The sequence below is a fragment of the Vibrio sp. 1-Bac 57 genome (assembly GCF_037546855.1).
GTDB lineage: Bacteria > Pseudomonadota > Gammaproteobacteria > Enterobacterales > Psychromonadaceae > Psychromonas.
In genome coordinates, this window is the sequence record NZ_JALAAC010000002.1 from 111468 (window position 1) to 127034 (window position 15567).

At 38.9% G+C, this 15567-nt stretch carries 14 protein-coding genes; 13 read left to right on the forward strand and 1 reads right to left on the reverse strand.

Features of this window, described 5'->3' with window-relative positions:
- From MT391_RS01835 to MT391_RS01895, 13 genes are all read left to right on the forward strand, one after another.
- Complete coding sequence (locus MT391_RS01835; protein ID WP_499496752.1) at positions 1–1989, forward strand: heme lyase CcmF/NrfE family subunit; 1989 nt, start codon at positions 1–3, stop codon at positions 1987–1989.
- Entirely contained in the window at positions 1982–2524 is a 543-nt protein-coding gene (locus MT391_RS01840; RefSeq protein WP_499496753.1) for a DsbE family thiol:disulfide interchange protein, read from the forward strand. The genes MT391_RS01835 and MT391_RS01840 overlap by 8 nt, the downstream gene beginning before the upstream one ends.
- Positions 2521–3015 carry a cytochrome c-type biogenesis protein gene (locus MT391_RS01845; protein WP_299660168.1) on the forward strand — a complete coding sequence of 165 codons (495 nt, stop codon included), beginning with the start codon at positions 2521–2523 and terminating at the stop codon, positions 3013–3015. The genes MT391_RS01840 and MT391_RS01845 overlap by 4 nt, the downstream gene beginning before the upstream one ends.
- Positions 3012–4352: a c-type cytochrome biogenesis protein CcmI gene (gene ccmI / locus MT391_RS01850; protein WP_499496754.1), complete on the forward strand. Its 1341-nt coding sequence runs from the start codon at positions 3012–3014 to the stop codon at positions 4350–4352. The genes MT391_RS01845 and ccmI overlap by 4 nt, the downstream gene beginning before the upstream one ends.
- A 277-nt stretch (positions 4353–4629) precedes the next feature.
- Positions 4630–5418 carry an MlaA family lipoprotein gene (locus tag MT391_RS01855; RefSeq protein WP_499496755.1) on the forward strand — a complete coding sequence of 263 codons (789 nt, stop codon included), beginning with the start codon at positions 4630–4632 and terminating at the stop codon, positions 5416–5418.
- A gap of 210 nt (positions 5419–5628) precedes the next feature.
- On the forward strand, positions 5629–6315 hold the full coding sequence (gene cmk / locus MT391_RS01860) for a (d)CMP kinase (RefSeq protein WP_166371890.1): 687 nt from the start codon (positions 5629–5631) through the stop codon (positions 6313–6315).
- Between the two features lie 102 nt (positions 6316–6417).
- Positions 6418–8088, forward strand: coding sequence for a 30S ribosomal protein S1 (rpsA, locus tag MT391_RS01865; protein WP_166371889.1), 1671 nt, complete (start codon positions 6418–6420; stop codon positions 8086–8088).
- A gap of 83 nt (positions 8089–8171) precedes the next feature.
- Positions 8172–8459, forward strand: a complete 288-nt coding sequence (gene ihfB / locus MT391_RS01870) for an integration host factor subunit beta (protein WP_028867438.1) — start codon at positions 8172–8174, stop codon at positions 8457–8459.
- Positions 8460–8677: 218 nt separating this feature from the next.
- Entirely contained in the window at positions 8678–8965 is a 288-nt protein-coding gene (locus tag MT391_RS01875; RefSeq protein ID WP_166371888.1) for a LapA family protein, read from the forward strand.
- 6 nt (positions 8966–8971) lie between these two features.
- On the forward strand, positions 8972–10144 hold the full coding sequence (lapB, locus tag MT391_RS01880; protein ID WP_499496756.1) for a lipopolysaccharide assembly protein LapB: 1173 nt from the start codon (positions 8972–8974) through the stop codon (positions 10142–10144).
- 106 nt (positions 10145–10250) lie between these two features.
- A complete protein-coding gene (gene pyrF, locus MT391_RS01885) occupies positions 10251–10955 on the forward strand; it encodes an orotidine-5'-phosphate decarboxylase (RefSeq protein WP_499496757.1) in 705 nt (234 codons plus the stop codon).
- 30 nt (positions 10956–10985) lie between these two features.
- Positions 10986–11672: a MaoC family dehydratase gene (locus MT391_RS01890; protein ID WP_299660195.1), complete on the forward strand. Its 687-nt coding sequence runs from the start codon at positions 10986–10988 to the stop codon at positions 11670–11672.
- 728 nt (positions 11673–12400) lie between these two features.
- Complete coding sequence (locus MT391_RS01895; protein WP_499496758.1) at positions 12401–14512, forward strand: flagellin N-terminal helical domain-containing protein; 2112 nt, start codon at positions 12401–12403, stop codon at positions 14510–14512.
- A gap of 668 nt (positions 14513–15180) precedes the next feature.
- On the opposite strand, the gene MT391_RS01900 is transcribed toward MT391_RS01895, so the two are convergent.
- Positions 15181–15558, reverse strand: coding sequence for a GxxExxY protein (locus MT391_RS01900; protein WP_499496759.1), 378 nt, complete (start codon positions 15556–15558; stop codon positions 15181–15183).
- Positions 15559–15567 lie beyond the last annotated feature (9 nt).

The following is a 15567-nucleotide window of genomic DNA, read 5'->3' on the forward strand; positions in this document are numbered from 1 at the left end:
ATGCTTCCTGAAATTGGCCAATTTTCCTTAATCTTGGCATGTATACTGTCATTGCTACAAACTGTGTATCCACTTTACGGTGTTCATACGGGGCACCAAGGTGCTATTCGTAGTGCTAAAATATTTACTATTTTACAATTTGTAGCCGTCGCCACTTCCTTTGTTATTTTAAGTTACTCTTTTTTAATCAATGATTTTACCATTGGTTATATTGCGACTAACTCTAATTCAGCCTTACCTTGGTACTACCGTTTATCTGCGGTTTGGGGCGCACATGAAGGTTCTTTATTATTGTGGGTCTTTTTACTATCGACTTGGAGTATAGCGGTTGCTTTAATGAGTAAACGTTTGCCGATTGAGTCGGTGGCTCGAGTGCTAGCGGTATTAGGTTTACTGGCCTTTGGATTTTACTTATTTGTTATTTTAACCTCGAATCCATTTGATCGAACCTTGCCTTATTTCCCCATCGATGGCCGTGATTTAAACCCTCTGTTACAGGATTTTGGCTTAGTCATACATCCGCCTATGCTTTATATGGGTTATGTGGGTTTTTCTGTTGCCTTTGCTTTTGCTATTGCCGCTTTGTTAGAAGGGCGCTTAGATAGCGCTTGGGCAAAATGGTCTCGTCCTTGGACAATGGCCGCGTGGATGTTTTTAACCGTTGGTATCGCATTAGGTAGCTGGTGGGCTTATTACGAACTAGGTTGGGGCGGTTGGTGGTTTTGGGATCCAGTAGAAAATGCATCATTTATGCCATGGTTAGCAGGTACTGCCTTGATCCATTCTCTCGCGGTTAGTGAAAAACGTGGTGTGTTCAAATCATGGACAGTGCTACTAGCCTTAAGTGCGTTCTCTTTAAGTTTATTAGGCACATTTTTAGTACGTTCTGGTGTGCTGGTCTCGGTACATGCCTTTGCCAGTGATCCTACACGTGGTCTATTTATTTTAGGCTTCTTAGTGTTAGTGATTGGCGGCTCGTTATTATTATATGCAATTCAAGCATCAAAAGTGAAAAGCCGTGGCCGTTACCAGTTAGTCTCACGTGAAAGTGTATTGCTGATTAATAATATACTGTTAATCGCTGCTTTAATCGTGGTGTTATTAGGGACCTTGTTACCTTTAGTACATAAAGAAATTGGGCTGGGTAGTATCTCTATCGGCGAACCTTTCTTTAATCGAATGTTCACCATTATTATTGTGCCTTTTGCTTTATTTGTGGGTGTCGGTTCATTATTCCGTTGGAAACGTCAGCAACTTAATGACCTGAAAAAACCGCTAACGATGATCCTTATTCTAAGTGTGTTATCGACGATAGTATTCCTATTTACCTTTGCACCTTCGTTAACTTGGTTAGCGGTAATGGGGACATTTCTAGGGTTCTGGATCATCGTTGGTGTGATCTATGAAATTTATTTACGTTCAACACATCGTCATAGCTTTAGCAAAGGGGTCATGAAGTTAGGCAACAGTCATTGGGCGATGAGTTTTGGTCATTTTGGTTTAGCAGTTATGATCATCGGTATTACCATGACACAGAATTATTCAATCGAAAAAGATATCAAATTAGCCGTGGGTCAACATATTGCCTTTGAGCATTATGATTTTCATTTTGACCAAGTTAAACCACATAATGGGCAAAACTATACTGCCACTATGGGTGTGTTTACAGTGAAAAAAGATCAACAAACGATTGCTGTGATGGAAGCGGAAAAACGTATTTATACGGTACAGCGTATGCCAATGACGGAAGCAGCAATCAATGCTGGCTTCACGCGTGATTTGTATATTGCCATGGGTGAAATGTTACCCGATGGTGCATGGGCAGTGCGTATCTATTACAAACCTTTTATTCGTTGGATCTGGTTAGGACCATTATTGATGGCATTTGGTGGTTTGTTAATGCTCTGTGACCGTCGTTACCGTAGCAAAAAAGACAACACTGAAAAGAGTGAAAATAATCCAGCACCAGCAGGAGGAGCCGATGCTTAATAAACGTCGCGTATTAACCTTATTAGTGCCCTTTATTATATTTATCATTGGCGCTGTTTTCTTAGCAACACCGTTATTAAAAGGCAGTGATCCCAGCAAATTGGACTCTGCTTTAGTCGGGCAAGCTGTGCCTGCATTTACGTTGCAAGACATCTACGATGCAGATAAACAATATGATGCGAGTATCTTTAAAGGTCAGAAAATGTTGCTTAATGTTTGGGCTACATGGTGCCCCACTTGTTATGCGGAGCATACCTACCTTAATAAATTAGCCAAACAAGGTTTGTATATTGTAGGGATGAATTATAAAGATGATCGTAAAAAAGCGATTCGTTGGTTAAAAGACTTAAATGACCCTTACAAAATCAGCCTGTTTGATAAAAGTGGCATGTTAGGCATGGATTTAGGCGTTTATGGCGCACCTGAAACCTTTTTTATCGATAGCAATGGCATCATTCAATATCGTCATGTGGGCGACTTAAACGACAAAGTATGGAACGATAAACTGCTGGATATTTATGAGGATATGCAATGATTCAATTAAACAAAGTAAATACATTGATCCCTTTGCTGCTAGCTGCTTGCATGATTTTATTCTCTCATGCCAGTCAAGCGGCTATTGATACCTTTGAGTTTGAAAATGCGCAGCAAGAAAAAACCTTTCATGAATTAACTAAATTATTGCGTTGTCCTAAATGTCAAAATCAAAATATTGCCGACTCTAATGCTGAATTAGCAAAGGATTTACGCAATAAAACCTATGAGTTAGTCAAACAAGGGCAAAGCAAAGATCAAGTTGTGGACTATATGGTAGCGCGATTTGGCAATTTTGTACGTTATGATCCGCCTGTTACACCTGCGACTATATTTCTTTGGTTAGGGCCGCTGTTATTTGTTGTATTTGGTTTATTAGTATTAATTAGACAAATTAAAAAACAGCCGGCAAAAGAAGACAATTTAGACGATCAAGAACAGCAAAAGTTACAGCAGCTATTAAAACAGCATGCTAAGGATACAAAATCATGATTTTACAGTTTGTTATTGCCGCATTGTTATTACTGCTGGTATTTAGTGTGGTGATGGTAACCCATTTTGTACGTGATAAAGCACAGCAGGGGCGAAATGAAGATCGCCGTAATCAGCTTAACCATGAGCTTTATGATATTCGTTTGAAAGAAGTTGAAGACGATCTTAGTCAAGGTGTAGTGGTTGATAAAGAAGCGATGGTTGCTGAGCTGCAATATAACCTACTCGATGATATTGATGAAGGTAAGCAAAGCAAGCAAAATAATGCACAACGTATTTGGGTACCTGGGGTTGTGTTTCTTGTTTTAGCCACGGTTGCTTTGTATTGGTCCGTCGGTGCGTTTCAAGAAGTGAGCAACTGGCAGCAGACGTTACAACGCTACCCTGAAATACATAAAAAATTATTTGAAGAAAATGATGCGCGACCTAACGATCAAGAATTACAGGATTTAATGTTAGGGCTACGCACACATTTAGCTAATCAACCTAATGATGCTGAAGGTTGGGTTTTATATAGTCGCTTAGGCCGTGTTTTTAAGGATAAAGAGTTAGCGTTAGATGCCATTAAAAAGGCAGTAGACGCGGCGCCAGAAAATCCTGAGATAGAATTAGAATACATTGAACTAAAAATGAAAATTGGTGATGAGTATTCGAAAGCAACCGCTCCTTTAATGCTTAAAAACTTCTTACAAAGATACCCTGATAATTACGATGCATGGTCAATGTACGGCTTTATGGCTCTACAACAGGAAAACTTTGCAGGAGCAGTTGAGCGTTGGCAAAAAATGTTGAGTTTAGTTGACCCTAAAAGCGAAAAAGCGATCATGCTGAGTAACAGTATTGATTACGCTAAAAAGCAATTAGCACAGCAGCAATTAGCACAGCAACAATCAGAACAAGCCGCTGCTACTGGTACACAAGCAGAGGGTGTTGATAGTGAGCAGACGCTGAGCACAAATCAAGCGACTGCAAAGGCACAAGCTTCGCCTGCTGTAGTAGGTGCTGCTTACCAAGTTAATATTACTGTTGCACAGCAAGTTAGCTATACTAAAAACAGTACGCTATTTGTTTATGCACAGGCAGTGAATGGTCCGGCTATGCCGATTGCGGCAGTTAAGTTACCCGTTAATGAATTTCCTGTGAAGGTTGTTTTATCCGATGCTAATGCCATGATGCAAGGTATTAAATTAAGTGATCATAAACAGTTTATTATAAAAGCACGTATTTCTGCCGATGGCACCGTAAATAAAACTAACGGGCAATGGTCTGGTGTAAGTCAGGTTATAAAAGCAGGTCAGAAAGCGGCGGTTAATATCGAAATAAATCAACAATCTTGATCACTTACATTTATCGGTCCTTTATAGTTGATGATTTATACTGGTGCTTTAATAACAGTTACTTTAATAACAGTGACTTTAATAACCGATAGCTTAATAACAGTCTAAAATAAGCAATTAACATCAACAGATAACAGTCATCATTACATACTGTTATCTGTTGGTTATTCAAACGACTTAACTTTTAGCCACAATAAAGTGGAGGCAGTTATTTCTTATAATAAGTTATTTCTTACAATAAGTTATCTCTTACTTAATTTGTCGCAAGGTACAGCATATGCTTAAACATTCTTTTCTACTTTCTCTGGTGCTCCTCGCTAGCAACTCTGTGTATGCGCAAAGTGTGCAGGGCGACAAAGAAACTTATATGAGTGACCCGATTGAACCCGTAAATCGCTTGGTTTGGGATTTTAACTATTATGTTTTAGATGGTTACATTTACAGACCAGTTACTGAAACCTACGTTGATTGGGTACCGGATGGCGGCAGAACAGCGCTTAATAACATGGTGCTTAATTTAGACGAACCCTCAAACATTGTGAATAACTTATTACAGTTAGAGTTTAAACAGGCTACCAATGCCTTTTTCCGCTTTACCTTTAATTCAACGTTTGGCTTGCTAGGCTTATTTGATATCGCTAAGTACGGTGGTATCGAACGCCGTCGAGAAAGTTTTGGTGATGTATTAGGACATTGGTATGTGCCGCACGGCCCGTATCTTATGGTGCCTGTTATTGGACCGCGAAGTACCAGAATATTAGTGGGCAATGTGGTGGATGGGTTGTACTTTCCAATGAGTTATTTGAACTTATGGCAATCAGGTGTGGTATGGGGTTTAAATGGCTTAGATGTACGTGAAGGTTTATTAGGTCAAGAAGCGTTAATCGATCAATCTCTAGACCCTTATACTTTTGTGAAAGAAGCTTACATACAATACGAAGCCTTTAAATTTTATTCGCAGGGAGCGAGTTCGGATGAATTTATTAAACTGCAACAGCAAAAATCACAACGTTCACAAAAACAAACAGAACAAGAGCTGAATGATTTCCTAGATGAAATTGATTAATAGCCGTGCAAACTAATAGCAGATCATGCTTCTTGGTTACAATTCATTGCAGATTGTTCCTGGTAACCTTTGCTCCTGACAATATTTGATCAAGCACTTAAATGAGTTGTTACAGCACAGTAAAAACAATATAAATACTAGTAATATAAGCACTAGCAGTATAAATAAAAAAAGACTAAAAACTAATTTAATCAAAGACTCGGGGTTGATATGTCAGTTGAAAATTTAATTACCATTGATGGACCAAGTGGTTCAGGTAAAGGGACCGTATGTCACATTTTAGCGAAAAAGCTAGGATGGCATTTATTAGACAGTGGAGCGCTTTATCGTATTTTAGCTTATGCCGCATTACAACAAAAAGTCGCATTAAACGACGCTCAAGCATTAGCGGATTTAGCATTAACATTAGATGTTTCATTTGTCTCTAATGGTAGCGGTGTAGATACCTTATTAAACGATGAAAATGTCGGTGATAAGTTACGCACTGAAGTGGTTGCACAAGCTGCATCCGAGGTCGCTTCTATTGAGCTGGTACGATCAGCCTTGCTAGCACGTCAAAAAGCATTCTTACAACAACCTGGTTTAATTGCCGATGGCCGAGACATGGGCACAGTGGTATTTCCAGAGGCTAAGGTCAAGATATTCTTAGATGCAAGCGCCGAGGAGCGAGCCCAACGCCGTTTTAATCAGTTGCAAGATAAGGGCTTTAATGTTAGCATCGCGCAAATTTTAAGCGAGATTAAAGAGCGTGATTATCGTGATCGTAACCGAGCTGTTGCTCCATTACGACCTGCTGATGATGCATTGGTTATTGACTCAACGACATTAACGATTGATCAAGTTGTAGACAAAGTATTAACCTTAACTGAACTTAAATTAAAAATTTCAACTGAATAATCAGTTGTTTACTAATACTACTTTATGGATGAAGTGGTAACTCTCTTGCCTCCCGTACGAATGGATTGTATGTGGTTGTATAAAATAAGTGTGAATAAATAGATGATGGAATCTTTTGCTGAACTATTTGAAGAATCTCTTCAACAAGTAGAAACTCGCCCAGGAACAATTGTTAAAGGTACAATCGTACGTATTAGCAATAATTTAGTATTCGTTGATGCTGGTCTTAAATCTGAAGCTGCTATCCCAGTTGAAGAATTCAAGAACGCTGCTGGCGAAATTGAAGTTGAAGTTGGCGATGTTTGTGATGTAGCTCTAGACGCTGTAGAAGATGGTTTCGGTGAAACTAAACTTTCTCGCGAAAAAGCTAAACGTCACGAAGCTTGGATCCAGTTAGAAAAAGCGTACGAAGACCAAGAAACTGTTATCGGTGTTATCAACGGTAAAGTTAAAGGTGGTTTCACTGTTGAATTAAACGGTATCCGTGCTTTCCTACCTGGCTCATTAGTTGACGTACGTCCGGTACGTGACACTGCTCACCTTGAAAACAAAGATATTGAATTCAAAGTGATCAAGCTAGACCAAAAACGCAACAATGTTGTTGTATCCCGTCGTGCTGTTATCGAAACTGAAAACAGTGTTGAACGTGATGAGCTTCTTGAGAACCTTCAAGAAGGTCAAGAAGTTAAAGGTATCGTTAAGAACCTTACTGACTACGGTGCATTCGTAGACTTAGGCGGCGTAGACGGCCTACTACATATCACTGATATGGCTTGGAAACGTGTTAAACACCCAAGCGAAATCGTAACTGTTGGTGAAGAAATCAACGTTAAAATCCTTAAGTTTGACCGTGAGCGTACTCGTGTATCACTAGGTCTTAAGCAATTAGGTGAAGATCCATGGGTTGCAATCGCTAAGCGTTACCCTGAATCAACTCGTCTAACTGGTAAAGTTACAAACTTAACTGATTACGGTTGTTTCGTAGAAATTGAAGAAGGCGTAGAAGGTCTTGTTCACGTTTCTGAAATGGATTGGACTAATAAAAACATCCACCCATCTAAAGTTGTTAACTTAGGCGATATGGCTGAAGTTATGGTTCTAGACATCGACGAAGAACGTCGTCGTATTTCTCTAGGCCTTAAACAATGTAAAGCTAACCCGTGGGAAGAGTTCTCTTCAACACACGATAAAGGCCAAAAAGTTTCTGGTAAGATTAAATCTATCACTGACTTCGGTATCTTCATCGGTCTTGACGGCAACATCGACGGTCTAGTTCACCTTTCTGACATTAGCTGGGAAGTTGAAGGCGAAAAAGCAGTACTTGACTACAAAAAAGGCGACGAAATCGAAGCTGTTGTATTACAAGTTGACCCAGAGCGCGAACGTATCTCTCTAGGTATCAAACAAATTGCTGCTGACCCATTCAACAATTACTTAGCAGAATTCAAGAAAGGAACTATTGTTACTGGTACTATTTCTGAAGTTGATGCTAAGGGTGCTACAGTTACTCTTACTGAAGGCGTTGAAGGTTACATCCGTGTTGCAGATATCTCACGTGATCGTATCGAAGATGCATCTACAGTATTAAAAGCTGGCGAATCTGTTGAAGCTAAATACGTTGGTGTTGATCGTAAAAACCGCGTAATCAGCTTGTCTATCAAAGCTAAAGATGAAGCAGATGAGAAAGATGCTATCGATAGCTTGAAGCAACAAGATGAAGCAAGCATGGGTAATGCAATGCTTGACGCGTTTAACGCTGCTAAAGGCAAATAATTAAAAGTGGCTGGTAACAGCCACCTTTAATAGCATTAACTGGTGTCTTTTTTAATTTGTATTCACATAATACGAGGTAAGTTATGACTAAGTCTGATTTGATCGAAAGGCTAACCAGCAAACACTTTCAATTGTCGGTTAAAGAAGTTGAAGATAGTGTTAAAGAAACATTAATGTTGATGACCAATTCCCTTGCCTCAGGCGAGCGTATTGAAGTCAGAGGCTTTGGTAGTTTTTCTTTACATTACCGTGCTCCACGCATTGGCCGTAACCCTAAAACAGGGGATAAGGTTGAACTAGGTGGGAAGTATGTTCCTCACTTCAAACCGGGTAAAGCATTGAGAGAACGTGTTAATGCAATAAATGCCTAAATAAAAATGGTGCTGAAAAGCACCATTTTTTTTATCTATTATTTCTTCTTAATTGCTTCCAATCTTTTTTAAAGTCCACTTCTGTCACCATTTCATCCCTAATAGTATTAATTTGATCAATATCCTAGAGGATAATGGCAAAGGAATCATATCAATGATTTATTCCCTGCTTGATTTATAATACACTCATCACTTCTTATTCTTGTGTGGGTATCAGTATGAAACGCTTTCTAACTATATTAATCACAGTGGTATTTTTTATTATTGTGATTGTAATAGGTTTAAAAAACCAACAACTCGTCACCTTAAATTATCTCATTGCGCAAAATGAATTACGCTTATCAACATTATTAGCGATTGTTTTCTCAATGGGTTTTTCAATGGCGATATTTATTGCTAGCTACTTTTATTTAGCATTAAAAATGAAGGCTCGTCAGCTACGTAAATTAACCGTTAAACAACGTAGAGAGCTGAATGATTTGCGCGCCAATATTGAAAAAGATTAATTCTTAGTGCAAGAAATATTCTTTCTCTTACTGCCCGTGGCTGCCTTTTATGGTTGGTACATGGGCGTGCGCAGCGTTTATCAGAAAAAACAGCAGAAAGGCAATAAATTAAGCCGTGATTATGTTCAAGGCTTAAATTTTTTATTAAATGAACAACCCGATAAAGCCGTTGATCATTTTATTGCATTGTTAGATGTTGATGATGAAACCATTGAAACACACCTCGCCCTAGGCAATCTATTTCGTCAAAATGGCGAAGTCGACCGTGCGATCCGTATTCATCAAAACTTAATTGCACGTCCTAACTTAACACTTGAGCAACGCGACCTTGCTATGTTGCAATTGGGTAAAGACTTCTATCAATCGGGTTTATTTGATCGCAGTGAAGAAACCTTTATTCAACTCAAGGAATCACCTGAGTACAGACAAGTTGCGCTAGAAAACCTATTACTTATCTACCAACAACTAAAAGATTGGCAAGAGGCGATTAACTGTACCGAACAGTTAAATAAAATGGGCCAAGATAAAGCCAAACCAAGAACCTTATCTTACCTGTATTGCAGCTTAGCGGATCAATTGAAAAAGCCTGATCAACAAAAGCAAGCCATCAAGTTATATCAAAAAGCATTAGTGACTTACCCTAAGTGTATACGCGCTTGTATCGCCATAGCCGATTATTACGATCAAGAACGCCAGCAGAAAAAAGCCTTAGAAGTATTACAACGTGTGCCTGAATTAGATATCGACTTTACCGAAGTGATATTAGAAAAATTATATGACCTACATAAAGAGCTACATACAGAACAAGCGTTAATAGATTATTTGTATCATATTGTTGGGTTGGGCGGAGGCGCAAGCGCGGTTATCCTGCTAGCTAGCTTAATTGCGGAATTTAAAAGCGTTGAAGAAGCCCAGGCATTTATGCTGCAAGAGCTAAGACGTAATCCGACCATGAAAGGCTTTAATCACTTAATGACTTATCACTTGCGATTAGCACAGTCAGATAATGAGAAAGAAAGTTTAGTCTTTCTTCATACCTTAGTGAGTGAGCAAATTAAATCTCGCTCTCAATATCGCTGTCAAAAATGTGGCTATTCCACTAAAAAACTATTCTGGCAGTGCCCATCTTGTAAAAGCTGGGGACGCATTAAACCGATTCGAGGTTTAGATGGCGAATAGTCGATTGTGCATTTACAATCACGTCGCTTTCATTCACGATCACACAGTAAATTCACAATCACGCATTATAAATATTTAATTACATCCGTTTGATATAGGAATAAAAATGACTCAGCTTACCGACCCTAAAGTGGTTATCGCATTAGATTACGATAACAAGCAACAAGCACTTGCTTTTATTGAGCAACTTGATCCTAGTACTTGCCGCTTAAAGATTGGTAAAGAGATGTTTACTCACTTTGGGCCTGAATTTGTTAAGTTAGTAGTGGCTAAAGGATTTGATGTATTTTTAGATTTAAAGTTTCACGATATTCCTAACACCGTCGCAAAAGCCGTTAAAGCAGCCGCAGACTTAGGTGTGTGGATGGTCAATGTGCATGCCAGTGGTGGCCGTCGTATGATGGAAGCCGCAAAAGAAATATTAATCCCCTACGGTGATAAAGCGCCTCTGTTAATTGCCGTTACCGTATTAACCAGCATGGATCAAAGCGACCTCGCAGAACTAGGCATTGAGTTAACACCTGCCGAGCAAGTGATACGTCTTGCTACATTAACCAAATCATCAGGGTTAGATGGCGTTGTTTGTTCATCACACGAAGCACAACAGTTAAAAGCCTTGTTAGGCGAGTCATTTAAACTGATCACGCCGGGTATTCGCCCAGCAGGCTCTGCAGCCGGTGATCAACGCCGTATTAAAACACCAAAGCAGGCAATTGACAGTGGATCCGACTATTTAGTCATTGGACGTCCTATTACTCAAGCGCAAGATCCCGTTGCCGTATTAAATGAAATTAACGCATCGCTAGGTTAATTAAGCTCCGTTAAAGGATCGCCAGTTTTTATGAAAAAAATAGATATAACTAAATACAAAGCAGATTTTATACAAAAAATTGCTTTTGATTTCAAACAATGGATGTCACCGGCAATACGTGATTATTATTCATTGTTTTTGAAAAATGCACATCAAAACCGTGAGCAGCTATTGTCGTGGGTAAAGGAATACTCAGTACTAGAGAATGGCCGCTCCGTTAAAGTAGCGCAAAAACCAATACAAGTTTCCTCGGAAGCCCGTGAATTGTTTTTATGTTTACAAACCAGAATCGGAGAAGAGGTGCACGTTGGTGAATGGCTAACAATCACACAGGATCGTGTAGATCAATTTGCACATGTCACTGAAGATCATCAATGGTTACATAATGATGTAGAACGTGCTGAAAAAGAATCACCCTTTAAAACCACCATTGCTCACGGTTTTTTGACGTTATCCTTACTGCCGCATTTAACTGACAGTGTGGATGCCAGTCGTCCTGCGTACCCTAATGCAAAAATGACAGTGAATTACGGACTTAATCAAGTACGTTTTCCTTACCCAGTGAAAACCGGCAGTGTGATCCGTGCGCATAGCCGCTTAATTAAAGTATCACCGATCAAACGCGGTTTAGAGATCGAAAAAGAGATCTCTGTAGAAATCCAAGGCACACGCCGCCCAGGTTGTGTGGCCGTTTCCGTGGTAAGGGTTTATTTCTAACTAGTTTTATAAGACCAACTAAACCGAGTGGTTACAATAAATTGACACTTTTTATTGTCACTACTCATTACCTGAACCTAGTTCGATTATAAAGCGCGTGAATTCAAACAATAAGCGGATAAAAGGACATTATTGCCACTTTATACAAGCTAATCATTATTTATTACTTATTAAAAACGTATAATTACACTCAGCCTTAATTCAGATAGAACGAAAGTAACCCCCTAAAACTCCCGCTATCTAAGATCCATTGAAGATCTTTTTTGTTTCAGTTAGCCTCTCTGCCGTTATTGTTTATCATCGCTTCTCAATACTTATTGTTAATATTCACGGACTTTATAGCACTCCTGAATTCGCATAAGTAGTTTGATAATACCCCACTAATACCATTGCCCCTTCTTTAATATCAATCCTCTAAATTTCTATCCTTTTAGCCACTAAAGCTATCGAGTCATTTTTTAGTAGCGGTAACAACACACCACCTCTATTTTTTGACTTTCTGAATATCTTCATCGAATTGAGTATTTATTTAATATCAACAACTTAATGTTGTAATTGTAAGTTACTAATATTAAATAAATTTATTTTACTTGTTCTCGATAGAACAGTAAAAATAAAAGTTGGCATAAAAATCGCTTTATAACCCTTGAGAGTAAAAATTGACGGCAAAACGAACAAATCTTGCCGATTTTCCCGATAAGGGACTGAAAGGAACAAAGGAGTAATTTATGGCCCAGGTAATTAATACAAATATCATGTCGCTAAATGCGCAACGCCAATTAAATAAAAGCCAACTCACACAAAACGAAGCCATGGAGCGTTTATCCTCTGGTTTACGTATCAACAGTGCAAAAGATGACGCGGCGGGGCTTGCTATTTCCACGGGAATGCAATCACAAATTAAAGGCATGAATCAAGCGGTTCGTAATGCCAATGATGGTGTATCAATGGCTCAGACTGCTGAAGGGTCAATGGATGAAATGACCAACATACTGCAACGTATGCGAGAATTGTCAGTGCAATCTGCCAATGCCACTAATTCATCTGATAATAGACAATCGATTCAAACAGAAGTGGACCAACTATACGCTGAGTTAGGCCGTATTTCTGAATCGACACAGTTTAATGGAACTAATTTACTCGATGGTTCTTCAGAGAATGTCACACTACAAATTGGCGCAAATAATGGCGATACCATGAAGGTTAATTTTACCGATGTCACCGCTCATGCCTTAGGTATTGATGGTGGAGTGACCAAAGGTGATTTAAATGGTGGTCGTGTCGAAGGTGGGGAAATACTTAAAGATACCGTACAAATTAACGGCATTGATATTGGCGCGGTCAATAACAAGAATAAATTAGGCGCGGCAGGTATTGCTGAAGCGATCAATAAAAAAACCAATGATACAAACGTAACAGCTGAAGCTTATAACTCTATAGAAGGTGCAATAAGCGACGATGCCGACGGTATGACCGTTGGTTTAGAAATAACTGTTGGAACAGGCGCTACAGTGACTCTAAACCCAACCAATAGTATGGAAAACCTCAGAGACACTATCAACAAAGAAGTATCAGGTGTTCAAGCCACTATTAGCTCTGAAGGGCAATTACAGTTAACCAATACAACAGGTGAAAGTATTGAAATTGGCGGAACAGATATTGCTGGTTCAGGTCTTGAAGCGGGTAAATTTGAAGGTTATGTTGCATTATCAAATACTAATGAGCAACCTATCAAAGTGGAAGGATCAACAACTAGTTTTGGTTTAATGGAAACTAATGGTGCGAGTAGTATAAAAGGGGCTAATGTTACAGGTCAATCTGATATAGAAGTTGCTGATAAGATTTCAATTAATGGTGAAATGTTAACTGTAACGGGAGCTGGGACTGGTGCTACTACTACTGCTACTATGACTGAAAAAGCGGAAGCAATTAATGCACTAACGGAAAAAACAGGAGTAACAGCTACAGTTATAACTGAAACAGCCGCTACTGCTGACTATGAGACTGGTGTAGCCGCAAAATCAGAAACTACCATTACAAATGCTCAAATCAAAGCTTTAAGTGATGATATAGCAGACCCTACGGCTGGGAGTGCAACTGCCTTAACCTTTGGGGGAGACCCTGTTGCTATGACTGGTGTGGAAACTTTAGATGATATGATTGGTGCGTTAAATGATTCCACTAGTGCTTATACGTTTGCCGCAAATGCTGATAATACAGGTTTCATCGCGACAGCTGTAGATACAGATACTGGTGCAGATACAATGCCTGGTTTTGTGGTTAAAGATGATGCTACAACTACTAATACTGTTGCAGTAGAAGCTGAAACAGCTCTATTAAATCCTACACTCGGAGATAATACGGCTCTTGGATCTAACGTAATTGGTACGGCTGGTGTAGAAAAACTTGTTTTAACAGCGACTGAAGGTACGGAAATTGTTATTACTAGTAATGCTGATACTGTACAGGGTCAAACAGATGCACTTGCTAAACTTGGTATGATTGAAACCGGTGGAGCTAAAGCCGATGATTTAGGTATTGATGTTACTACTGCTGAACATGCTGGTCGTAGTTTGGAGATGATTGATAAAGCATTAAGCACGATTTCATCTGCGCGTGCAGACCTCGGTGCAGTGCAAAACCGTTTAGACTCTACTATTTCTAATCTAGAGAATGTATCACAAAATTTATCGGCGTCTAACTCACGTATTCAAGATGCAGATTTTGCCGCTGAAACGTCTAAAATGAGTAAAGCGCAGATATTACAACAAGCAGGCACCTCAATGTTATCGCAAGCGAATGCAAGTACACAAAACGTACTGTCATTACTGCAAGGATAAAGTGAGTTGATAAAATCGTTTAATAAAGGCAATTTATTGCCTAATTAATTCGATTTATCATTACAAGTAAAATGGGTGAATATCTTACAGGTTTTTACTCTCATTTTCTCCTCAGTTCCCACCCATTTAAAGGCAGCCTAGGCTGCCTTTTTCTATTCTAGTTACCACCAAAGCCATTAACCACAAGAAAACCTTTAAAAAATTAAAAAACATTAAAGGGTTAAAAATAAATAAAGTGTTTTAATATTTTGACCTTAAAACCACAAACCCCATTAACCAAGAAGCCGCTCCGCTGCACAGAGATCACGAAGAAAACCCTTAAAAATTAAAAAACTTAATAAAGTTAAAAAATAAAAAAAGTGTTTTAGGTTTTTGACCTTACTTCTTCACCCTTCGTGCCTTCGTGGTTAAATCGCTTTTGACCTTGAAACCGCAAACCCATTAACCACGAAGCCGCTTCGCTGCACAGAGGACACGAAGAAGTGACTTAAAGAGGTTAAAAGATTAAAAAAATAAACAAAGTATTTTAGGTTTTTGACCTTACTTCTTCACCCTTCGTGCCTTCGTGGTTAATTAGCTCTTGACCTTGACCTTGAACTTTACCCCCCATAATTTCGTGGTTAATAGCTTTTGGTTTGGTATATCAGAGTCATCCGATTGCAGATAAATTAAAGCTTAAATCGCTTAATACCATTTTTCAAAGCAACGGTATTAAAATTGATTAATAACCCTGTTTGTATATTAGCTAGCTTCATATAAGTGATAATTTGCGCTTCATGTATCGCAGTTAAATGCTGAACACTTTTAAGTTCGACAATAAGCTCGCCTGCGATAACTAAATCAAGTCGATAAGCACAATCAATTTCAACGGACTTATATTTGATGGGTAAAGCAAGCTGTTGTTGATAAGGTATATTGAGGCATGATAATTCATAGGCTAGGCATTTTTCATAACTAGACTCCAGTAACCCTGGGCCTAATTGTTTATGAACCTCAATCGCACATCCAATCACTTGATACGATAAATCATCAAAATCGATATTCATATCCTCCGT